General features: G+C 70.0%; 17 protein-coding genes. 5 read left to right on the top strand and 12 right to left on the bottom strand.

Annotated elements, in window-relative coordinates; translation table 11 throughout:
• Positions 1-104 precede the first annotated feature (104 nt).
• Positions 105-1,472, top strand: a complete 1,368-nt coding sequence (locus AAD496_RS14325; protein ID WP_349829533.1) for a serine hydrolase domain-containing protein — start codon at positions 105-107, stop codon at positions 1,470-1,472.
• A gap of 247 nt (positions 1,473-1,719) precedes the next feature.
• Here AAD496_RS14325 and AAD496_RS14330 read toward each other — a convergent pair whose 3' ends face one another.
• The 5 genes from AAD496_RS14330 to AAD496_RS14350 all read right to left on the bottom strand — a co-directional run bounded on the left by AAD496_RS14330 (position 1,720) and on the right by AAD496_RS14350 (position 8,098).
• Positions 1,720-3,735: a TRAP transporter permease gene (locus AAD496_RS14330; RefSeq protein WP_349829534.1), complete on the bottom strand. Its 2,016-nt coding sequence runs from the start codon at positions 3,733-3,735 to the stop codon at positions 1,720-1,722.
• Positions 3,732-4,358, bottom strand: a complete 627-nt coding sequence (locus AAD496_RS14335) for a DUF1850 domain-containing protein (RefSeq protein ID WP_349829535.1) — start codon at positions 4,356-4,358, stop codon at positions 3,732-3,734. The genes AAD496_RS14330 and AAD496_RS14335 overlap by 4 nt, the downstream gene beginning before the upstream one ends.
• Positions 4,355-5,386 (bottom strand): TAXI family TRAP transporter solute-binding subunit, encoded by a 1,032-nt coding sequence (locus tag AAD496_RS14340; RefSeq protein ID WP_349829536.1) that lies wholly within the window; start codon positions 5,384-5,386, stop codon positions 4,355-4,357. The genes AAD496_RS14335 and AAD496_RS14340 overlap by 4 nt, the downstream gene beginning before the upstream one ends.
• 177 nt (positions 5,387-5,563) lie before the next feature.
• Positions 5,564-6,685, bottom strand: a complete 1,122-nt coding sequence (menC, locus tag AAD496_RS14345) for an o-succinylbenzoate synthase (protein ID WP_349829537.1) — start codon at positions 6,683-6,685, stop codon at positions 5,564-5,566.
• A 243-nt stretch (positions 6,686-6,928) separates the two neighbouring features.
• Positions 6,929-8,098, bottom strand: a complete 1,170-nt coding sequence (locus tag AAD496_RS14350) for a M20 family metallopeptidase (protein WP_349829538.1) — start codon at positions 8,096-8,098, stop codon at positions 6,929-6,931.
• A 138-nt stretch (positions 8,099-8,236) separates the two neighbouring features.
• Here AAD496_RS14350 and AAD496_RS14355 point away from each other — a divergent pair, with 138 nt between their 5' ends.
• Entirely contained in the window at positions 8,237-9,481 is a 1,245-nt protein-coding gene (locus AAD496_RS14355) for a pyridoxal phosphate-dependent aminotransferase (protein WP_349829539.1), read from the top strand.
• 91 nt (positions 9,482-9,572) lie between these two features.
• Here AAD496_RS14355 and AAD496_RS14360 read toward each other — a convergent pair whose 3' ends face one another.
• The 3 genes from AAD496_RS14360 to AAD496_RS14370 form a co-directional block, all read right to left on the bottom strand.
• Entirely contained in the window at positions 9,573-10,385 is an 813-nt protein-coding gene (locus AAD496_RS14360; protein ID WP_349829540.1) for a spermidine synthase, read from the bottom strand.
• A gap of 20 nt (positions 10,386-10,405) precedes the next feature.
• Positions 10,406-10,804, bottom strand: a complete 399-nt coding sequence (locus AAD496_RS14365) for an ArsR/SmtB family transcription factor (protein ID WP_349829541.1) — start codon at positions 10,802-10,804, stop codon at positions 10,406-10,408.
• A 132-nt stretch (positions 10,805-10,936) separates the two neighbouring features.
• Positions 10,937-12,865: an acetate--CoA ligase gene (locus AAD496_RS14370; RefSeq protein WP_349829542.1), complete on the bottom strand. Its 1,929-nt coding sequence runs from the start codon at positions 12,863-12,865 to the stop codon at positions 10,937-10,939.
• Positions 12,866-13,084: 219 nt separating this feature from the next.
• On the opposite strand from AAD496_RS14370, the gene AAD496_RS14375 reads away from it, so the two are divergent.
• From AAD496_RS14375 to AAD496_RS14385, 3 genes are all read left to right on the top strand, one after another.
• Positions 13,085-14,680 (top strand): AMP-binding protein, encoded by a 1,596-nt coding sequence (locus AAD496_RS14375; protein ID WP_349829543.1) that lies wholly within the window; start codon positions 13,085-13,087, stop codon positions 14,678-14,680.
• A gap of 406 nt (positions 14,681-15,086) precedes the next feature.
• Positions 15,087-15,344, top strand: a complete 258-nt coding sequence (locus tag AAD496_RS14380; protein WP_349829544.1) for a hypothetical protein — start codon at positions 15,087-15,089, stop codon at positions 15,342-15,344.
• Complete coding sequence (locus AAD496_RS14385) at positions 15,341-16,990, top strand: alpha/beta hydrolase (protein WP_349829545.1); 1,650 nt, start codon at positions 15,341-15,343, stop codon at positions 16,988-16,990. Before AAD496_RS14380 ends, AAD496_RS14385 begins: the two co-directional genes overlap by 4 nt.
• A 25-nt stretch (positions 16,991-17,015) precedes the next feature.
• On the opposite strand, the gene AAD496_RS14390 is transcribed toward AAD496_RS14385, so the two are convergent.
• The 4 genes from AAD496_RS14390 to AAD496_RS14405 form a co-directional block, all read right to left on the bottom strand.
• Positions 17,016-17,990, bottom strand: a complete 975-nt coding sequence (locus AAD496_RS14390; protein WP_349829546.1) for an NAD-dependent epimerase/dehydratase family protein — start codon at positions 17,988-17,990, stop codon at positions 17,016-17,018.
• Between the two features lie 96 nt (positions 17,991-18,086).
• Positions 18,087-20,882: an alpha/beta fold hydrolase gene (locus tag AAD496_RS14395; RefSeq protein ID WP_349829547.1), complete on the bottom strand. Its 2,796-nt coding sequence runs from the start codon at positions 20,880-20,882 to the stop codon at positions 18,087-18,089.
• Positions 20,879-21,940 carry a 3-oxoacyl-ACP synthase III gene (locus AAD496_RS14400; RefSeq protein WP_349829567.1) on the bottom strand — a complete coding sequence of 354 codons (1,062 nt, stop codon included), beginning with the start codon at positions 21,938-21,940 and terminating at the stop codon, positions 20,879-20,881. Before AAD496_RS14400 ends, AAD496_RS14395 begins: the two co-directional genes overlap by 4 nt.
• A 211-nt stretch (positions 21,941-22,151) precedes the next feature.
• Positions 22,152-22,715, bottom strand: coding sequence for a dienelactone hydrolase family protein (locus tag AAD496_RS14405; RefSeq protein ID WP_349829548.1), 564 nt, complete (start codon positions 22,713-22,715; stop codon positions 22,152-22,154).
• Between the last annotated feature and the right edge of the window lie 143 nt (positions 22,716-22,858).

The following is a 22,858-nucleotide window of genomic DNA, read 5'->3' on the forward strand; positions in this document are numbered from 1 at the left end:
TTTGGCCCCGCTATATCCGCATATAGCGGGGCCGAGCCGATTCACGGGGCCAGGAGTCTCACCGAGCACTTTCCGGCCGTCCTGCGCCTGGCTAGGGTGAGCACATGCGTTTCGTGTGGCGGTCGGTCGTCGGTCTCGTGGTCGTGGCGCTCGTCGCCGGCGTCGGTGTTTACCTGTGGCAGCGCCCCATGGTGCTCACCGGGACCGGGTACGCCGCGCACAATGCCTGCGCCCTCGCCCACGTCTCGGGTCGGGACGACGTCATGTCCGACCTTCCCGACAACCCTCTCGTTCCCGTTCTTCGTGCCGAGGCGGATCTCGGGGCACCGGACGGTGAGTCGGCGACCTCCGCCAGGGACACCGAGGCCCCGACGCCGGGTGCCTCCGCGACCGTCCTGGGTCTCTTGGCCGAACAGCAGGCATGGTTCACTCCCGGTTACGGCTGCACCCTGTCCGACATGCAACCGGTGTTCCCGGATCCCACGGCGGTGGACGGCGGGGTGAACCCGCTGCAGGGCGCCTCGGCGGCGGAGGAGACGGACGCGGTGGACGCCGCACTCGACGCGGCCTTCGCGGACGTCCCGGGAACCCGGGCCGTCGTGGCCCTGCGGGACGGACAGATCGTGGCCGAACGGTATGCCGACGGGTTCGACGCGCAGACCCCGCAGCTCGGGTGGTCGATGTCCAAGAGTGCGACGAACCTCGTCGCCGGGATGCTCGTTGCCGAGGGCACCGTGTCCCTGGACGACCGGGACCTCGTCCCCGAGTGGACCGACGAGCGCGCTGACATCACGATCGAACACCTGTTGCGTATGACGAGCGGGCTCGAATGGGACGAGACCTACGACCTCGGGTCCCCCATCACACGGATGCTCTACCTGGAGGACGACATGGGCGCCTTCGTCGCCGGGCAGCCGGCCGAGCACGCGCCCGGGACCTACCAGGAGTACTCCTCCGGTAGCACGAACCTGCTGTGCGACCTGCTCGCCGAGCGTACCGGCCTGGGCGCCGACCTGCCCCGCGCCACCCTGTTCACCACGCTCGGCCTGGAGTCGGCGGTGATGGAACCGGACGCCGCGGGCACACCGGTGTGCGCCTCCTACATGTGGGCGACGCCGCGCGACTGGGCGACGGTGGGGCAGTTCGCACTCCAGGGCGGGGAGTGGAACGGCGAGCAGGTTCTCCCCGCCTTCTGGATGGACCGCACCCTCACGCCGCCTGCCCCCGAGGTCGAGGAGACCGGCGACGGCGGCTACGGCATGGGCTGGCGGACGAACGTGCTCGACGAGGACGGGAACCTGCGCTGGCCGGAGCTCCCGGAGGACGCCTTCTCCGCCAATGGGCACGACGGGCAGGAGCTCATCGTCATCCCCTCGGCGGACATGGTCCTCCTGCGCATGGGCTTCACCCCCGACGTCGACGACCTGGGTACCGGCCCCCTCGGGGCGGCCCTCATCGCGGCGACGGAGTGAGCAGTCGCGGGGCGATTCCCCACGCTGATCCCGGTGCTCCGATCCCGCAGCCGAGGCGCCCTGCCTTCGCCTTCCTCGCTGGGACGCGAAACCGCCCCGGCAGTGCTCGACTCCGCCCCAGCCCCGGAACCCCACCCGGATACGCTGTTCGGCCCCCGATATGTCATGACATATCGGGGGCCGAAGAGGATATCGGGGCGGTGGGGGCACCTCAGGCCGCGGACCTCAGGCCGCGCGCCGCCTTACCTCACACCGCGGACCAGCGCAGCTGCCCCTTCCGCTGGGCGATGACGCCGACCACGATCACCACGAGGGCCAGCACACCGACACCGATGGCATCGGTGAGGACGCCCGGCACGAGCATGGTGAGGGCACCCGCGATGAGCAGGATGCGGAACACCCAGTTCAACGGCACGAGGAAGTGCCCCTCGGCGGCCGCCGCGAGAGCCGCGATGCCGATGAGAGCCGTGAGCACGACGAGCAGTGCACTGCCGACCGTCACGTCCTGCATGAGCAGGGCCGGGTCGTAGACGAAGATGAACGGCACGATGAATCCGGCGATCGCGAGTCTGAGCGACAGGAACCCGGTCGTCATCGGGGATCCACCGGACACACCCGCGGCCGCGAAGGACGCGAGCGCCACCGGCGGGGTGATGTTCGCGAACAGCCCGAAGTAGAAGACGAACAGGTGCGCGGCGATCGGCTCGACACCCATCTGCGTGAGCGCCGGGGCCGCCATCGTCGCTGTGATGATGTAGGCGGGGATGGACGGCAGGCCCATGCCGAGGATGAGGCAGGCGAAAGCCGTCATGAGGAGCGTGGGCAGGAGCATGCCGCCGCCGATGTCGACGATCGTGCTCGCGAGCTTCACGCCGAAGCCGGTGAGCGAGGCGACGCCGACCACGAGTCCCACACAGGCGCAGGCGATCGCGACGGACACGGCGGTGAAGGCACCGTCGCGGAGCGCCTCGACGATCTGCCGGATGCTCATCCGGGTGGTCTTCCGGACCTGCGCGGCCAGGATCGTCACACCGATGGTGAGCATCGCGGAGAAGATGATCGTCGTGCCGCTGAAGAACAGCATGTAGATGAGGAACAGCAGCGGCAGCACCAGGTGGCCGCGTTCCTTGAGGACCGCACCGACCGCCGGCAGGTTCTTGCGTGAGATCCCCTCGAGCCCTTGCGAGGTGGCCCGCAGGTGCACCTGGATGATGATGCCCAGGTAGAACAGCAGGGCCGGGACGATCGCGACGAGGGCGATCTGCCCGTAGGGGATGCCCAGGTTCTCCGCCATGATGAAGGCCGCGGCACCCATCACCGGGGGCAGGATCTGACCACCGACGGAAGCCGCGGACTCGACGGCCCCGGCGAAGTTCTTGTTGTACCCGATCTTCTTCATGAGCGGGATCGTGAAGGCACCGGTCGTCACGACGTTGGCGATCGCGGAACCGTTGATGGATCCGAGGAACCCGGAGGCGATGACCGCGACCTTGGCCGGACCACCGCGGGTCTGTCCTGCCAGTGCGAGGGCGATGTCGTTGAAGAACTTGCCCATCCCTGACTTCTGCAGGAACGCGCCGAAGAGGATGAAGAGGAAGATGTACGTCGAGCTCACGCCGATCGCCGTGGAGAAGACACCCTCGACGGAGGTGTACATGTGCGTGGCGATCCGGTCCCAGTCGTAGCCGCGGTGCTTGAGGAACCCGGGCAACGAGCGGCCGTAGTACGCGTAGACGAGGAACAGGACGGCGAGTGCCGGCAGGAACCAGCCGGTGACACGCCGGGCGGCCTCGAGGACGAGCACGATGAGGATCGCACCGAAGACGATGTCGAGCGTCGTCGCGTTGCCACCCCGGGTGACGAGGTCCTCGTAGGAGATCACGAGGTACACGGAGGTCGACACCGCCGCGGCCATGAGGATCCAGTCGAACCAGGGGATCCCCTTCCCCTTCTCGTGGGCCCGCCAGTAGTGCAGGGCGAAGGTGAGCACGAGGATGACGGCGACGTGGATGGACCGGTGGAGCAGGGTCGGCGGCGTCCCGAGGATCGACGTGTACACGTGGTAGAGCGACAGACCGACGGCGATCGCGCCGACCGTCCAGGCCAACCACTTCGAGTCGAACTCACGGGTCCGGGATTCGCGGTCGAGCTCCTTGAGCCGCTCCTGCATCTCGGGCGAGGGTTCGTCGGAGGGCGAGAGCTCGGCGGTCTTCGTGGGGCCGGACGAGCCTGCCGGGTCGGCGGGGTCCTTGGTGGGTGTCATGGGGATTCCTCTGTCACGGGATGCTCCACCAGGAGCATCTCCAGGGGTTCGTGATGGGGCAGGTCCGCCGCCTCGAAGAACGGCTGTGCGTCGATCAGCGCGTGATGGTCGACGTCGTGCGAGTGGATCCAGGTGAGGGTCGGCAGGTCGAGGTCCATCCCGCAGTACCGGACCCGGCCGTCGACGGTGCTGACCTCCGGGGCCTCGTAGGGCGTGCCGGCCCCGAAGCTACCGGGCTCGGTGCAGTCGAGGTGGAGCACCAGACCGTCACCGTCGGGGGCGTCGGCCACCTGGTAGAACTCCCGCCACAGCTCGTGCTCGACGGAGTGGACCCAGGAGAACTCCAGGAGGGAGTCCCGTGGCAGCGACGCCTCGACGTAGACCTGTCCGGTCCGCTGGTGTCGCACCCGGACCACCGGGGCTCCCGCGGTGGGTGCCCCCAGGGGATGGGCCGGTGCGGGATCGGTCCCCGCCGCCGAGGCGCCCTGCCCGCCGGTGCCGGACGGGGACGGAGCGCCTCGGGAGCGGGATCCGCCGCAGGCGGTGAGGACCAGGCCGGCACCGACCGCCGCGGCCGCCACGAGGACGGTGCGGCGGTCGGTGCGGGAGCGGTCGGGTGTCACCCGACGTCGACGCCCTGCTCCTCGAAGTACCGCTGCGCACCCGGGTGCATGGGCACCGTGAGGCCCTCGGTGACGGTCTCCGGGGTGATGTCGGCGGCGGCGTTGTGCGAGGCGTGGAGCGTGTCGAGGTCGTCGAAAAGAGTCGCCGTGATGTCGTAGACGGCGTCCTCGGAAAGCTCGGTGCTCACCAGCAGGACGTTCGGGATGGTGATCGTCTCCACGTCGGCGTCCTGCTCGTAGACGTCGGCCGGGATCGAGCCGTCGCCGAAGTAGCCGTAGGAGTCGAGGAGCGTCTGCTTGCCGTCGCCGTCGACGGGCACGATGTCCACGTCGTCGGTCGAGGAGATGTCGAGGACGGCGGAGTTGGGCAGACCGGAGGTGACGAAGGCGGCGTCGACCTGGCCGTTGCGCATCTGGTCGATCGCCTCGGAGTACGACAGGTAGTCGGCGGTGAAGTCGTCGTAGCTCATGTCGTAGGCCTCGAGGACCGTGCGGGCGTTGAGCTCGACCCCGGAGTTGATGTCGCCGACGGACACGGTCTTGCCGGCCAGGTCCTCGATCGACTCGATACCGGCATCGGCCATCGCGACGATCTGGACGTACTGGTTGTACATCGAACCGATGGCCATGAGTTCCTTGGGCTCCTTGCCGTCGAAGGCGCCGGTGCCCTCCATCGCCTGGGTCGAGGCGTCGCCCTGCGCGAAGGCGAGCTCTGCGTCACCGCTGGTGATGAGATTGATGTTCTCGACGCTCGCGCCGGTCGACTGGACGGAGGTGTCCGAGCCCAGGTTGTCGGCGAGCATCTCCGAGACGGTCGCGCCGACCTGGTAGTAGACGCCGGAGGATCCGCCGGTCGCGATGGTGATGAAGCTGGCGTCGAGGTCACCGCCACCTTCGCCAGCGCTCTCACCGCCGCCACCGGAGCCGCCGCCACAGGCGGACAGCAGGAGGGCGGCGGCCGCGGCCGAGGCGGTCAGGGCGGTGGCCCGGCGGGTGCGGGTGGTGTGCGCGGGGGTTGTGACTCGCATGTCGGTGTCCATTCCGTTTACGGCTTCCTTGCAATACGGGTGACGACGCGGGTGGTGGGTGTCCCACCTCGCGTCACCCCTGAAGCGTACACACTGCTTCCTCCCAGGTTCCCCTGCGTAAACAGATCGTTACACGGTCGCACCCGATGGACGGTGAGGAAGTGCCCGGTCGACGGCTCAGGGAGCGGGGATCTCCCAGGTGTCGACGGTGAACCGGCGCAGCTTGTCCGGGTCGACGGTCACGCCGAAGCCCACACCGGTCGGCACGTCGACGACGCCGTCGTGCATGACGATCTCCTCCGTGATGTCCTCGGTGAAGAACCGCTTGGAGCCGGAGATGTCACCGGGGAGGGTGAAGCCCGGCAGGGAGGCGAAACCGGCGTTCGCCGCCCGGCCCAGGCCGGTCTCGACCATGCCGCCGTGCCAGACGGCGACACCGTGGGCGCGGGCGAGGTCGTGGATCCGCTTCGCCTCGATGAACCCGCCCACACGGCCCGGCTTGATGTTGATGACGGCCGCGGCGCCCAGCGCGATCGCGTCGGCGGCGGCCTCGGCGGAGACGATCGACTCGTCCAGGCACATGGGGGTGTCCATGAGCTTGGCGAGTTCCGAGTGCTGGCGGATGTCCGCCTCTCCCAGGGGCTGCTCGATGAGCAGCAGTCCGTACTCGTCCAGGCGCTTGAGGTGCGCGGCGTCGACGAGCGTGTACGCGGCGTTCGCGTCGACCTGGAAGTCGAAGTCGTCGCCGAAGGCCTTCCGGACGGCCGCCACCGGGGCGATGTCGGCACCCGGCTTGATCTTGAGCTTGATGCGGGCGTACCCCTCGTCCAGGTACTCGCCGATGACCCGGACGGTGTCCTCGACGGTGTCCTGGATGCCGACGGACACCCCGGAGGGCACGGTGTCGACGACGCCACCCATGTAGTCCTTGAAGGACTGCCCGCGCATCTTCAGCTGCGCTTCGATGACGGCCATCTCGAGGGCGGACTTGGCCATCGGGTTGCCGATGACGTGGCGCAGGTGCCAGCCGACGGTCTCCGCCGTGAGGTCCTCGACGCCATAGAGGATCGGGGCGAGGAAGTCACGGGTGACGGCCATGCCCTGTGCGACGTACTCCTCGGAGTACAGCGGGGCGATCATCGCCACGGACTCGCCCCAGCCGGTGACGGGGCCGGACGGGGTGTCGAAGGTGGCCTCGACGAGGTAGCAGTCCTTCTCCGTCTCGGTCATGAAGGACGTGGTGAAGGGGGAGACCAGGGGAAGTTGGATGCGGTGCAGGGTGAGGGAGGAGAGTTTCATGTGAGTCACCTTACGCTGCGCCGATCGCCGCCCGGTCCCGGTACCCCATCGCCGAACCGTCGACAGGGCACTCCCTCGCGTCGACAGGGCACTCCCTACCTCGTGCGCGGACACTGCCGGATGCCGCCGAGGCGCCCTGAACGTGGCATCGACGTACAGGGCACCTCGGCGGCGGTCGAACCGTTCGAAGGTGGGGCACGCAGTCGACCGAGCGCCCAGTGGACGGTTCGGGCGGGGTCCGATTCAGCCCAGCTGGTCGGCGATGAGGGCGGCGAGGCGGGCCGTGCGTGGCGGGATCTGATCGACGATCGCGTGCTCGTGCTCCGCGTGCGCGCCGTCACCGTCGGCCCCGAGGCCGTCGAGGGTGGGCACACCGGCGGCGGCGGTGAAGTTGCCGTCCGAGGCGCCCCCGACCGCCACGCCCTCCGGTGCGTCGATGCCGAGGTCCGCGGACACGGCGACGGCCCGCTCGAAGAGCCCTGCGGTCATGGAGTTCTCCAGCGGCGGGCGGTTGATGCCACCGGTCACGGCGATCGTGGCACCCGGCAGCTGCGGCGTGAGCGCCCGGATCGCGGCGTCCACCCGCTCCTGCTCGGCGACGGTGCGGCAGCGGACGTCGACGGCGAAGGTACCCTCGGCGGGCACGGTGTTCGTCGTCGTGCCGCCGGCGAACTTCGTGGGGACGACGGTCGTACCGGCCTCCTCGTCGCCCAGACCCGCGACGACCTGCACCTGGTGGGCGAGCTCGACGAGGGCGTTGACGCCCTTCTCCGGTTCCAGCCCGGAGTGCGCGGCCCTCCCCGTCACGGTCACCCGGTAGTCCGAGGTGCCCTTCCGGGCGACCTTGAGCGCACCGTGCGCGCTCGCCTCCATGACGAAGGCGGCGTTCGCCCCCTTCGCCTCGGCGACGATGAGGTCGGAGGAGTCGGTCGAGCCGATCTCCTCGTCACCGGTCACGAGGATGGTGAGGCCGTCGAGCGCGGATGTGCCCAGTTGCTCCTGGAGCATGCGGGTCGCGTGGATGCTCATGACGGCGCCGGTGAGCATGTCGAAGCAACCGGGTCCGCGCAGCACCCCGTCCTCGATCTCGACGGGCTTGCGCTCCAGTGTGCCGTGCGGCCACACGGTGTCCTGGTGGTTGACGAGGACGACCTTCGCGGACCCCTCGGAGCCGTCGTTGTCGGCGCCGAACCGCAGACGCAGGTGGGTGGTCTCTCCGATCACGAGCGTCTCGGGGCGCACCCCCAGACGTTCCTCGATGAGGTCGGCGAACTCCGCGGCGCCACGGGCCACGGCCTCCTTGTCGTCGGAGGGCGTCTCGATCGAGATGACGCGTTCGATGTCGGCGAGGATCTGCGGCAGGGCGGTCTGCGCGGCGGTGACGAGGGCTGTCGGATCGATGGGTGCGGGCACCGGATGAACTCCTGGGTCTCGGGGATGTGCGGGGTCCCCCGGCCGGGACCGGTCGGGGGACACGTGCGGGTCCGATGGTACGTGGGCCCGCCGGCAGCCGCTTTGGTCGCCCGTCGGAGGGTGGTCCACACTGGTGGGATGCACACTTCCGTTCCCGGCACCGGTGCGTCAGGCGTGGGCCTGCGCCTGCGCGATCCCAAGATCTCCGAGCGGTCCCAGCTCGTCCGTCCCTTCGCCTCGATGGCGCTCAACGCGCGCATGGCGCAGATGCGGGACGCCGGCCGCGACCCGATCGTCATGAACATCGGTGAGCCCTCGCAGGGTGCCCCGGCCCCGGTGCGGCATCGGGCGGCGGAGATCATGAGCGACGGCACGGACCTGGGCTACTCCGAGGTGCAGGGGATCCTTCCCCTGCGCGAGGCGATCGCCGGGCACTACCGCGACTGGTACGGCGTCGACGTCGACCCGAACCGGATCTTCGTGACCGCCGGGTCCTCGGTGGCCTTCGCACTCACCTTCCTCGCTTGCTTCGACGCCGGCGACCGCGTGGCGATGGCCCGTCCCTGGTACACCGCGTACGAGGCGGTCCTGCGGGCCAATGGCTGTGAGGTCGTCGGCCTGGAGTGCGGTCCCGAGTCCCGCTTCCAGCCGACCGTCGAGATGCTCGCCGCCGCCCACGACGAGGCGCCCCTGTCCGGCATCATGCTCGCCTCCCCCGGCAACCCGACGGGCACCATGCTCGACGGTGAGCAGCTGCACGAGATCACCGAGTGGGCCCGCGCGCGCGGCATCCGCGTGATCTCGGACGAGATCTACCAGGGCATCACCTACGGTCCCAGCCGTGGGGAGACCGTCATCGCCCACGACCCCGAGGCGATCGTCGTCAACTCCTTCTCCAAGTACTGGGGCATGACGGGCTGGCGTCTGGGCTGGGTCGTCGTGCCGGAGTCGATCGTGCCCACGCTCATCGCGCTCGGCGGCAACCTGCAGCTGTGCGCGCCCGTGAACTCCCAGTGGGCCGCCGTCGAGGGCTTCACCGAGGAGTCCTACGCGGAGTGCGACGCCGCGGTGGCCGGGTTCGCCCGGGCCCGTCAGATGGTGCTCGACGCGCTCCCCTCCCTCGGGTGGAAGGACGTCGCCCCCTGTGACGGCGCCTTCTACATATGGGGCCGTCTCGACGCCGAGGTGCTCGGCCCGTACTCCGACGCCGCGCACTGGTGCGCCGCGCTCCTCGACGAGGCCGAGGTGGCCCTGAGCCCGGGCCTCGACTTCGATCCCTACGACGGCCAGATGTGGGTCCGCATGTCCCTGGCCGTCGGTCCGGAGAAGACCCGCGAGGCACTCGATCGGATCATCCGGTTCACCAAGAAGATCAACGACTGAGGCTTCCTCGCCGGTCCGGCCGCGATATGTGGTGTGGACGCGCTATTCGATGAAATAGCGCGTCCACACCACATATCGCGGCCACATCTGTTCAGGGGTGGGGGTCGACCTTCGCGGGGAGCGGGTCCGACAGGAGGGTACGGGTCAGGGCAGGGGTGAGTGGGAGCTCCCGGTCGCTCGCGACGAGCACCGTGTTCCCGCGCCGCCTCCCCTTGAACATCGCCGGGTCCGCGATCGCTGCGACGTGGGTGAACACCTGCCGGAGATTCTCTGCCTCCCGGCGCACGTTCACCCGGTCCGGTCCGTCGCCGACATTGAGCAGGTAGAGGCCGCCGGACTCCAGGACGCGGGCGGCCTCCTGCGCGTAGGCGACGGTCGTGAGGGCCTCCGGCGTCGTGCTGCCGGCGAACACGTCGCGGATGATGACGTCCCGGGTGTCCTCCCGCAGGCTCGGCAGTATCTCTCGCGCATCACCCGTGCGCACCCGCAACAGGGGCGCCGAGGGGAGATCGAACCATCCACGGACGAGTTCGACCAGCTTCCCGTCGAGCTCGACGACCACCTGCCGCGCGTCCGGGAACCGTGCGTGCACCCACAGCGCCATCGAGCAGGCGCCGCCGCCCAGGTGGAGGACCCGCAGGTGAGGCGCCGGCCCACGACCGGTGGGGAAGCCTTCTGCGATGACGGCGGCCATCCACCGCATGTACTCGAAGGCGAGCTCCTGCGGGGAATCGAGGTCGACGTGCGAGGACGGCACACCGCCCACGTACACCGTCCACGCGTTCGGGGCGTGGTGATCCCGTTCCAGCCGGACGGTGCCGGTGCTCGTCGCCCACTCACCCTCCTGGAGGGAGTGCGGGTCCGCGTCCGTCGTCCCGGCGTTCCCCCGGCGCTTGCGTCCCATGTGTGTCGTCCTCGTGTCGGTCAGTGTTCGGTGACGTGGGCGAGGGCGTCGACGACCATGTGTGCGACGTGGTCGTCCTGGAGGGAGTAGATCGCCTCGCGGCCCTGGCGCAGCACCGAGACGAGCCCGAGCCCGCGCATGAGTTTGAGGTGCTGGGAGACGAGGGGTTGCGACAGGTGCGTGTGGTCGACGATCCCGGTGACGGTCGAGGGTCCGTGGGACAGGATGAGGAGGATCCGGAGGCGCGAGGGCGTGGCGAGGGCCTTGAAGACCTCCGCGGTACGGGCGATGGCCTCCTCGGGCGCCTCGACGTGCGGGAGCCCGGACTCACAGGCGACGGCGTGGGGGGAGTGCGCGTGGTCGGAGTCGGTGTGGGCGTGGATGTCGGAGGTGGGGGAGGCCTGAGGGGTGCCGGTCATGGCCGCAGCTTACATCGGGACTCTTTCGTATTCGTAGAGTCCTGAATGTGCCCACGCGCGGTCGGAGGCATCCACTGTGCGCAGAATGGCGTTTCGACCCAGGTCGGACGCCATTCTGTGCACAGTCGATCGTCACCGGCTGAGCGTGCCGCGGAGCGCCTCGAGGACGTCGCGGTCCTCGATCGTCGAGGGGACGACGACCTCGGCCTTCCCGTCGGCGATCTCCCGCATCGTCTTGCGCAGGATCTTGCCCGAGCGGGTCTTCGGCAGGGCGGCGACGACGTCCACCTGTTTGAGGGCGGCGACCGGGCCGATGTCGTTCCGGACGCGGGAGACGAGTTCCCGGGCCAGGTCGTCCTGTGAGGCGACACCGTCGGCGAGGACGACGAAGGCGCGCGGGCTCTGGCCCTTGGTCGGGTCGGCCACGCCGATGACGGCGCACTCCGCCACGGCCGGATGCCCGGCGATCGCCGCCTCCATCGCGCCGGTGCTCAGCCGGTGACCGGCGACGTTGATGACGTCGTCCGTGCGGCCCATGACGTAGACGTACCCGTCGGAGTCCACGTAGCCGCCGTCGCCGGTGAGGTAGTACCCCTCGAAGGCACTGAGATAGCCGGAGACGTACCGCTCGTCGTCTCCCCAGACGGTCGCCATCGTGCCCGGTGGCAGTGGGAGCTCGATGACGATGAGGCCCGCGGTCCCGGGCGGCACCTCGGCTCCGGTGGCGTCGACGACCTTCACGCGGTACCCGGGCACCGGCACCGTGGGGGAGCCCGGCTTGAGCGGATACCGGTGCAGGCCGACGGGGTTCGTGGCGATCGGCCACCCGGTCTCCGTCTGCCACCAGTTGTCGATGACGGGCACGTCCCGACCGGTCGCCGTGGCGAGCTTCTCCGTCGTCCAGGCGTAGGTGTCGGGGTCCAGGCGCTCACCGGCCATGAACCAGGCCCGGAGCGTGGCGAGGTCGTGCCGCCTCATGTGAGTGCCCTCCGGATCCTCCTTGCGGATCACGCGCATGGCGGTGGGGGCGGCGAAGAAGACGTTCACGTCGTGGTCGGCGATCACGCGGAAGAAGGTGCCGGCGTCCGGGGTGCCCACGGGTTTGCCCTCGAAGAGGACCGTGGTGACGCCGGCGAGCAGGGGCGCGTAGACGATGTAGGAGTGCCCGACGACCCAACCGACGTCGCTCGCGGTGAACATCGTGTCACCCGGGCGCAGACCGAACAGGTTCGGCATCGACCAGGCCAGCGCCGTCGCGTAGCCGCCGGAGTCGCGGACGATCCCCTTGGGCCTGCCCGTGGTCCCCGAGGTGTAGAGGACGTACAGCTCGTCGGTCGCCCTCACCGGGGTGCAGTCGATGCCCTCGGTGGTCTCCGCCATGAGCTCCGCGTAGTCGAGGTCCCGGCCCTCGACCAGGGTGGCCGGGGACTGCGGGCGCTGGACGAGGACGGTGAACTCGGGCCGTGCCGTGGCGATCTCGAGTGCCTCGTCGAGGAGCGGCTTGTAGTCGACCGTGCGCGTCCGCTCGATCCCGCAGCTGGCACTCACCACGGCCTTCGGTGCGGTGTCGTCGATGCGCACCGCCAGTTCCGCGGCGCTGAACCCGCCGAAGACGACGGAGTGGACGGCGCCCAGACGGGCACAGGCGAGCATGGCGACCACGGCCTCCGGGATCATGGGCATGTAGACGACCACCCGGTCACCCCGGCCCACACCGCGATCGGCCAGGGCCCGGGCGAACCGGGAGACCCGGTCGAGCAGGTCCGCATAGGTGAAGCGCTCCACGTGGCTGCCGTCCGCGTCCCCGGTGACCGGGGAGTCGTACACGAGGGCGGTGTCGTCACCACGACCGGCGGCCACGTGCCGGTCGAGGGCGTTGTGGCAGACGTTGAGCTCCCCGTCGGGGAACCACCGGTGGATGGGTGCCCGGGAGGAGTCGACGGCACGGGTGGGCTTCCGGGTCCACTCCAGGAGCTCGGCGGCCTCCAACCAGAAACCTTCCGGGTCCTCGGCGGCGCGCGTGGCGGCGCGGGTGTATGGATTCGGCGCTGAATCGGTCATGGGCACATTGTGCCCCATATCACGGTCATGATTCCGGTCGGGCGCGTTCCGCCGCGAACAAAGTCCCGCGAACACTTGTTCGGGGTTTTGAACGTTCCTACACTGGCCCCACCCGGTACTCCACATACCACGCAGAGTTCGATCGACCTCGCAGCGTTCCACGCACCACGCAGCACCCGGTACTCGCACAACGACGTGCAGGAAAGGCGACACCACACCATGACCGTTCAGGAATTCACCCCCTCCATGCAGACCGGCGTCCCCCTCGTGCCGGATCTCCCGCCGGAACAGCCCTTCATCTCCCGGCGGATGCACTGGATGAACATGCTCGATCTGCACAACACGGACCGGCCCGACGAGGAGGTGATCGTCTCCGAGAAGGGGGAACGGATCACCTGGGGGATGTTGTGCGAACGTGTCCAGGCGATGGCGGCCGATCTGGAGAAACGGGGTGTCGTCGCAGGTGACCGGGTGCTCATCCTGGCGCTCAACCGCGCGGAGTACATCGCCGCGCTCGTCGCGATCAACACGATCGGCGCGATCGCCGCGCCGCTCAACAGCCGGTCCGTCCCCGTCGAGCTCAAGTACTTCATCGAGGACTCCGGCGCGAAGGCGATCTACGTCGACGACCTGGGCGCCTCGGTCGCGGCCGGGATCGAGGGTGGCCCGGGCATCGACGTCATCCACTTCGACCACGACGTCCCGGGGATCGTGGCCGCGGGCGGCACCCCGACCTTCGTCGACGTGCCCGAGCAGGCGATCGCCATGATCGTGTACACGTCCGGGACGACCTCGGCGCCCAAGGGCGTCATGCTCTCGTACCTCAACCTGGTCAGCCAGATGATCCCGATTTTCCGGTCGGCCCAGCCGCCGGGCGAGGTGCCGGAGACCAACCTCACCGTCGTGCCGCTCTTCCACATCGCCGGGCTCGGATTCCTCACCCCTGCCTTCTTCGGTGGGACCCGGATCGTCCTCGCGCCGCCCTCGGTGATGCAGAACATCGGTGCGCTCGCCGACCTCGTCGAGAAGGAACAGGTCACCTCGATGTTCCTGGTCCCGACGATCTGGCAGGCGCTGTGCTCGATTCCGGGGATCAAGGAACGGAACCTGCCCTTGAAGACCCTGTCGTGGGGCGCCTCGCCGGCCTCGAAGGAGACCCTGCAGCTCATGCGGGACACCTTCCCGGACGCACAGATCTCCGCGGCCTTCGGGCAGACGGAGATGTCGCCGGTGACGGCGAACCTGCCCGACCACGACTCGATCCGGAAGATGGGGTCGATCGGCAAGCCGATCTCCGCGGTCGCCTGGCGCGTGGTCGACCCGGCCGGCGAGGACGTGGCCGACGATGTGATGGGTGAGGCGGTCTACCGCGGCCCGGGCCTCATGGCCGGCTACTGGAACAAGCCCCAGCAGACCCAGGAGTCCACCTACGACGGCTGGTTCCACTCCGGTGACCTGGTGAAACGGGATTCCGAGGGGTACATGTTCGTCGTCGACCGGGCCAAGGACCTCATCATCTCCGGCGGCGAGAACATCAGTTCCGTCGAGGTCGAGCAGGCCGTCGCGGCACACCCGAAGGTCGCCGACGCCTCGGTGATCGGTGCGCCGGATCCGAAGTGGGTCGAGACCCCCGTGGCGATCGTCGTGCCCACGGACCCCGCCGACCCGCCGACGCTCGACGAGGTGCACGACTTCCTCAAGGATCGGCTGGCCGGGTTCAAGAAGCCCACCCGTCTGGAGGTCGTCGACGTCCTGCCGCGCAACGCCTCGGGCAAGCTGCTCAAGCACAAGCTGCGCGACGAGTTCGCGAAGTGAGGGCGTGAAGACGTGACCCGCGGGTCCGTCCGGGCCGGCTCCTCAGGAGTCGGCCCGGACGGGCCCGTTCGCTCGTGTCTACCCAGGTCAGAAGCCCTGATGTCGTTTTCACACATGGCCTGATGCAGTTTCTGCACAGTGCCCGGTGCAGGAATGACGCATGGTCCGGTGCAAGATTTGCACACCCTGTAGTACAAGAATTACGCAGTTCTCGGTGCGTGGCCCGCGCTCGTGCGCCGGTGAGGGTTCGCGGTGATGTCACCGATCCGACACCTCGGTTTCGTCTCCCACCAGGGGTGATGTCGGTACGGTGGGCGAGTTCGCGCCCGCGTGGGCCCTGCCCGCGCGCATTGTCCCCAGCGCGAACGCGTCCCCACCCGGGACCGTGACCCGTGAGAGGAGCACCGTGGCCGAGCCGTCACCCGAACGCCTGCGTGAACTCGCCCGGCAGCTCGTCGAAGTGTCCGGGGAGATCGCGACGGTGACGGACCCCGCGGTGGAGTACACCGGCGAGGAGACCTGGAAGGGCACCTTCCCCGAGCGGGTGGACGAGGACGTCCGGCACTGGTCCCGGACCCTGGACCTCGACGTGTATCCGCTCCTGGCCCTCGCGCTCGCCGCGACCGCGCGTGCCACCGAGATCGAGAGCGAGGCGGGCGAATGAGCGGGGTGTACGTCGACGAGGAACGGGCCGCGGATCTCGCCCGTCGACTCCGCGACCTGGAGCAGCCGACGGCCGACCTGCACCGGACGCTCAGCGGGGTCCTGGAGGAACTCGCGGCGGCCGGGATCGGGGACGCGGACGAGGCGCCGGTCCTCGACCACCTGCAGAGGGTGTCGCTCGATGCGCCGGAGCATGCGAGTTCGATCGGTCGCCGGCTCGAATACCTCGCCGCCTGCGAACGTCTGGAATCCGCCTTCGGGATCGACGTGAGCCCGGAGCTCGCCTTCGCCGACGCCGAGGTGCCCGACGTCGAGGCGATCGGTGACGTCATCGACGACCTGGGCGAGGATCCGAGTGCCACCGAGATCCGCACCGCGACCTCCGACCTGACCACCACCGATCTGCAGCTGCTCCTGGAGGGACATCCGGCGTGGATCCGTGAGCTCCAGGGTGACGACCCGCCGGCCGGCGCCTTCCCGGCGGTCGGCGATGCGATGCGCCGGTACGTCCTCCTGTACCCGGACCTCGCGAACGTCGACGGTATTCCGGCCGAACACCGGTACACCGGGAACCGTCTCAACATCGTCGAGGAACTCGACGATCTCCAGGACCTGGAGAACCCCGAGCCCGTGGGGAGCGACTATCCCGGTCCGGGGAACCAAGCGGCTTACTACGAGGCGAGGGGTCGGTGGCGTGACGAGGTGGAGGAGATCACGCCACTCGTCGAGTTCTACGAGAAGCTTCTTCACGAGAACCCTGGGATGACCGGACTCGACGGGGAACCCCTCGACTCGAACGGCCACCAGGTCATCCTGTTCGATCCCGAGAACTCACGGTTCGCCGAGGTGTTCGGGGAACTCCCCGGACCGAGCTTCACGGGTGAGGGCGTGGACGTGGGCGTCATGGTCCCGGGCACGGGGGCGAGCATGACCTCGATCGACGGGACCTCCGACAGGGCGCGGAACGTGCACACCGACGCGGCCCCCGTCGGTTCCACCCCGATGATCGCGTGGATGGGCGGACCGATGCCGCAGGATGTCGATGCCGCGACGACCGGGTACGCGAAGGACCTCGGCCCACGACTCACCGACTTCGTCTCCGGACTCCATCTACCGGACGGGGTCGGGACGACGGCCTCGGGGCATTCCTACGGCGGATCGGTCCTCGGGAACGCCCTGGCGAACGGCCTGGACATCGACCGCGCGGTGTTCGTGAACTCCGCGGGTATGGGCCCCGGGGTCGACGGCTCGGAGGACTACACGAACGCGCCTGACCTCGACCTCTACAACCTGAGTGTTCCGGATGACTTCATCAACTGGGTCCAGCCCTTCGACGTCCATGGCGCGGACCCAGACCTCCAGGACGACGTCGTCCAGGTGGAGACCGGCTGGAACGATGCCGCGGATCCGTCACAGGGAGTCATGGCTGACGAGGCGCCCTTCGATTCCCATTCCGCGCCCTTCCGGCGTGGATCGACGGCCTACGAAAACCTCGTGTCGATCTTCACCGGGGACGGGCAGGTCTCGCTCGAGCAGCATCGTGTCGAGACCAGATACGTCGGCTATCCGGCCGTCCCGATCGAAGTGATGGTCCCGCACACGGTCGACACCGAGGGCTACGAGTACGAGTACCACCCGGTCGACTGACCAGGTCCGGGCGACACCGGCGCGCTCAGACCGTCCCGCCGTAGTGCGCGGCGAGCTCCTGCATCCCCTGCGCGATCGACACCCGCGGGGTCCAGCCGAGCACCTCCTGCGTCCGGCGCTGGTCGAACCAGTGGGCGGTGCTCAGCTGCTCGGCGAGGAAGTGCGTGAGCGGCGGTTCGTCCTCGTGTTCCCCGAGCGCCCACACCTTCTCGACGGCCGCTCCCGCGGCCAGCGCGGCGGGGACGGGCACCCGGAGCCTGGGCGCCCCGGCACCTCCGGCCCGGGCCATCCGCTCGACCAGTTCCCCGATCGGACGGGGCTGCCCGTTCGTCACGACGAGCGACTCCCCGTGCACCTGGCACACGGCGTCGAGTGCGGCGACGAGCGCCTCGACGGCGTTCGTGACGTAGAGGGTGTCGACGAGCGCGGCACCGGACCCGAGCACCGGCATCCGCCCCGACCGCGTGCGGTCGATGATCCGCTCGGTGAGCTGGGTGTCGCCGGGACCCCACATGAGATGCGGGCGCAGCACGAGGACGGGGAACCGCCACGAGTCGGCGGCCAGGGCGATCCGCTCGCCGGCGGCCTTGGTCCGTGCGTAGTCCCCGCGAGCGTGGTCCGGGTCCGCGGGCCCGGCGCCCTCGCCCACGATCGAGGCGCCCGTGTGCGCCACCGAGGGCGAACTCACGTGGACGAAGCGGGTGACACCGGCCGCCTGCGCGGCCTCGACGACGGTGCGGGTGCCCTCGACGTTCACCTGCACGAAGTCCGCGGGGTCCCCGGCCATCGACACCTTCGCCGCCAGGTGCACGACGGCGTCCTGCCCGGCCATCGCCGTCTCGACAGTGGTCGGGTCGGTGACCGATCCCTGCACGTCGTGGGCACCCGCGACCCCGCTGGGCCGCCGCTGGAGGGTCGTCACCCGGTGGCCGTCTCCGAGCAGGTGCTCCACGAGGGAGGACCCGAGCAGGCCCGAGGCGCCCGTCACGAGGATCTTCATGCGTCGTCTCCTTTCGGTGCCGACGCGCTGTGCGGTGTGGCCGCGCTATTCGAGCAAATAGCGCGGCCACACCACATGACGCGTCGGGACTGGTTCTCAGGGCCGGCCGAGGGACCCGCCCGCGAGCACCCGGTCGGCCCAACGCGCCAGACGCGGCCGGTCGATCTTCGAGTTGTGGCGGATGTCCGTGGGGAAGTCACCGGCGACGAGCACGGCGGCGACGTCGAGGTCCGGGAAGGACTCCGCGACCGCGGCCCGCACCTCGTCGACGAGGACGAGCGGTGCCGGGCCGACCTTCAGGCCGGTGCCGTCCTCCGGCTCGAGCACGACGACGAGCGCCTGCGTGCCCACCGGCCCGACGCCCACGAGCGCCGAGCGGTAGACCTGCGGCAGACGGTCGACGACCGCCTCGACGCCGCCGGGGCCCACGGGACCCGAGGGCGGGACGACCACGTGCTGTGTGCGCCCCTCCAACCAGACGCGCCCCTCGGCGTCGAGGTGCCCGATGTCGTTCGTCCGGTGCCAGACCAGTCCGTCGACGGTGTCCCGCTTCGAGGCGGAGTCGGTGGCCCACAGCCGGTCGTAGCCGGCCTTGACGTGCGCGGCGGAGACGACGAACTCGCCCAGGATCCCGCGGGCCCCCGGCCCTTCGAGGAGGTCCTCGGAGGGTGTTCCGTCGGGACCGAGCGGGGCGAGTGCCAGGCGGACCTGCGGCAGCGGCGCACCGACGCACACGCCGTGGTCGCGGGATCCCGCGGTCTCGCTCGCAGCGCGGGCGGCGGCCACGCCCTCCCGGTCGATGTCGGTGAGGAGCAGCCCCTCGGTCATCCCGTAGGGGGAGTGGAACTCCGCGTTCGGGAAGACGGGTGGCACGGAGCCGGCAGGCGCCTCGGCGACACCACCACCGACCACGGCGTCCATGAGTTCGAGGGGGACCGGGGCACCGGCGGAGAGCACGAGCTCGACGCGGGCGCAGGCGGCGCGCTGCTCCGCGGTGAGGTCCCCGGCCGTCGCGACGACGTTCCGGTAGGCCGCCGGGGAGGCGAACACCATCGTGCAGTCGCCGGCGGCGACGGCATCCGCGAGCGCGGCGGCGGTGAGGGTCCGGGGTTTCGTCACGGACATGTCCGGCGTCACCGAGGTCGCGCCGATCGCCGGACCCAGGAGCGCGAAGGGAGGGAAGCCGGCGACCAGACCGTCGCCCGGGCGGATGTCGAACCGCTCGCGCAGCAGGTCCGCGAGCGCCGCCAGACGTCCGTGCGTGTACCGCACGCCCTTGGCCGGTCCGGTGGAGCCCGAGGTGAACAGCACGGCGGCGTCGTCGTCCGGCCCGATCGCAGGCAGGGCCACGTGTGCGGTGCGGTCCTCGGCGCGGACGAGTTCGGTGAGGGAGGTCTCGGTGCCCAGCGCCTTCCGGCGCAGGGGGCCCAGCGGCGTGACGGAGAGCCGTCGACCCGGCCACCCGGCCCCGCGGGCGAGCGTGAGGCCCGGCGGCTGCCCGATGATCCACTGCGGGTCGGCGGCCTTGACCGCCCGCGTCATCCCGGCCGGTCCGAGCCCGGCATCGGCGACGACGGCCACGCCCCCGGCCTTGAGCACGGCGTAGAGGGCGGCTGTGAGGTCGTTGCCGGGTGGGACGAGCAGGGAGACCCGGTCGCCCGGGCGCAGGCCGCGGTCCACGAGCCCGCGGGCCATCGCGTCGACGACCGCGCCGAGCTGCGCGCGGGTCACCGCCTGTGGCGGGTCCTGCGTCATGTCGACCGAGGCGAGGGTGCGGTCACGCCGCGCGTCGAGATCCGCGAAGGCGGGACGGAATTCCGCCGCCGAGGTGCCTGCGGAGTGCGCAGTACCGGTCCCGGTCACGGCCTCGGCCCGGGCGTCCGCTCCGTCGACGTCCGGGAAGTGCCCGCCGAGCCAGGTGAGGACGGTCCCGGCGACGTCGGCGTCCTCGGAGACGAGGTGGCTTGCCGTCTCGAAGCGGTGGACGTCCGCCTGCGGCAGGCGTTCCCGCAGGTCACGCTGGTACCGCTCGACGAAGACCGGGTCCTTGGGACCCCAGATCATGAGGGCCGGGACGTCGATGCCGGAGATGTCCTCGCCCAGGCGCTGCAACTCGTCGTAGGACGGGTGGGTCTCCTGTGCCGGGATGTCCGCGACGAACTGACCGATTCCCACGCGTCGTTCCGCCGTCCGGTAGGGCGCCCGGAAGGCGTCCTTGACCTGCGGTGACAGCGGCCCCTGCCCGAGCCCGAGCGTCACGCCCAGGAACCAGTCGGTGCGCACCGTCGAGGTCGGCAGCATCGGCCCGGCCAGAGCCGCCTGGAGAGGTGCGGGGATCGGCTCGCCCTCCGGGTGGTGCACGGCCGTGTTGAGCGTCATGACGGCGTCGACGACGTCGAGGTGCCGCGCGGCCCAGGTGAGGGAGAGGACACCACCCCAGTCGTGGCCGATCGTGACGAGCGGGTGGTTCACGCCCGCGGGCGCCTCGGCGAGCAGGGTGGTGACGACGGCGTCGAAGTCGGCCAGGCGTTCGGGGATCCGGCGGTGGCCGGGACCGTGGGTGGTCGGCAGCCCGGCGTGGTCCAGACGTTCGGAGAAGCCCATCTCCAGCTGGTCGGGAGCGATCAGGCGCCAGGCGCGGAAGCCTGCCCGGGCCTGCGTCAGCGTCGCGGCGGCGAGGTGGCGCCACAGGTACGACCAGGTGGGGTTGCCGTGGAGGGCGAGGATCGTGCCGGCCGGTTCGATCCCGGCCTCCCGCAGGGCGGGCAGGGTGTCGAGCACGTGGAAGGTGCGGTCACCGTCGACGGTGGGCGCGGTGACGAGCCTGGACCAGGTGGAATCCCACTCGGGGAGCGGGCCGGGCAGGGACGCGGGGGAGGCCGGCCACCTCACCAGACGATCTCCGTCATCGCGGTGTTGAGGCCCGAGCCCACACCCATGCACAGGATCCGATCACCGCGCTCGAGGTCGGTCTCGCGGGCGAGCGTGATCGGCAGGGAGGCCGGGCCCACGTTGCCGAGGACGGGGTAGGTCTTGGCGATCGCCTCGGGCGCCAGGTCGGCAGCCTTCTGGATCGAGTTCGTGTGGATGTTCGACACCTGGTGCATGACGTAGCGGTCCATGTGCTGCCAGTCCCAGTCGTCCTCGTGGGCCTCGGCCCAGGCGGCGGTGACGAGCTCCATGCCGTTCTCCAGCAGGCCCTTGGTGTCCGTGAACATGCCGTGGTGGTCGCCCACGCACAGGCCGTGGTTCCACGTGGCCCCACGGGTCACGCCCCCGAGCACGCGGTGGCCCTCGGGGTGCCGGTCGGTCCGGCCGAGCACCGCGGCCACGGCTCCGGACCCGAGCGTGAGGGAGGCGAACTCCTCGAGGTACTCCTCCCGGGTGATGTCGGGGCGGTTGAGGCGCTCGATCGTCGCGTCCTGCACGCGGCTGGCGTCCTCACCTGCGACGACGACGGCGTAGTCGATGTGCCCGCCGTCGATCATCGTCGCGGCGACCGTCATCCCGTTCACGAAGCCCAGGCAGGCGTTCGTGATGTCGAAGTTCATGGCCTGCGGGGCCAGACCCATCTCGTGGTGGATGGTGACGGCGACCGAGGGCTCCAGTGACTCCCGCGTCACGGAGGTGTTGATCATGAGGCCCACCCGCTCGGGGGCGACACCGGCCTGGTCGAGGGCGCGGCGGCCCGCCTCGGCGGCACCGGAGACGAAGTCCCCGGGATCGTTCCAGTTGCGGCGGGCGTGGACGCCGGCCACCCGCTGGAGCAGGTTGCGCGGCAGGCTCAACCGGTCGAGCGTTCCCTGGAGGCGGTCGTCGAAGGAGTCGGAGGTGACCGCGACGGGCGCCTCGACCTCGGCGATCGACAGGAGCGACACGTTGGCGTGCCGGAAGGTGGTGTTGCCCGGGACCTCCGTGGTGGTGGGGGTGTCCGTGCGCCCGTCGCCCATGAGCCGCTGCGTTTCCGACCGTGTGAGTTCGGGGGCGGTGAAGCCCTCCGTCCCGGTCGGGACGTCGGTGGCGGGGGCGTCGTGGAAGCCGTTCAAAGAGAGGTCCGTTCGATGTCTGCGGGCGTGTTGGTACCGCCGACATCCTACTAGCCGCGGTTTCGCGGCCCGCTCAGAGATTTCTCCGGTGGCCGGGTCCTGGTTCGCCCCGACCTCACCCGAGCGCGGTGAGCACCCGGAACCACATGGCGTTCGCCAGCTTCTCGTCGAAGTCCTGGCCCGTCGGGTCGGCGAACAGGTGCCCGGAGCCCGGGTAGACGAAGTGCTCCGCGGTGTTCCCGGCCCGCGCCGCACAGCGGATCAACCGTTCGGGGGCACCCTCGTCGATCCACGGGTCGTCGACCATGTGGTGGATCTGCAGGGGCACGCCGGCGGGCCACGTGGTGTCCTTCGGGACACCACCGGCGTGGAACAGGAAGGCTCCGGCGGCCCGTGGGTCGCGCTTGCCCATCGACTGCGCCATCGCCGCACCGAGCGAGAACCCGCCGAAGACGAGCGGTCCCTCCAGGTCGGCGATGAGGCCGGCCGCGTGCTCGGCGAGGTTCCCGAACCCCACCTCGTCGCGGTACGCGATGCCGTCACGGGTCTCGGTGAAGACGTGCCCGTCGTAGTAGTCGGGGGTGTGGACGGTGTGCCCCGCGTCCTCGACGATGCGGGCCATCGCGTGGAATCCCTCGGTCGCGCCGAGTGCGGAGTGGAACAGGACGACTGTGGTCATACCCACACCCTAGGGGTCCGGCGGCACCGGTGCGAGGAGAGTTGAGAGGGAAGTGGAAAGGGGAAGGATGAGGGAAGGGCGCCTCGGGAGCGGGGCCTGTTCCGTGCCGGGGGATGGACAGCCCCTCCCGCCACGGCGGGCAC

The sequence above is a fragment of the Brevibacterium litoralis genome (assembly GCF_040212315.1).
In the GTDB taxonomy this organism is placed as follows: Bacteria; Actinomycetota; Actinomycetes; order Actinomycetales; family Brevibacteriaceae; genus Brevibacterium; species Brevibacterium litoralis.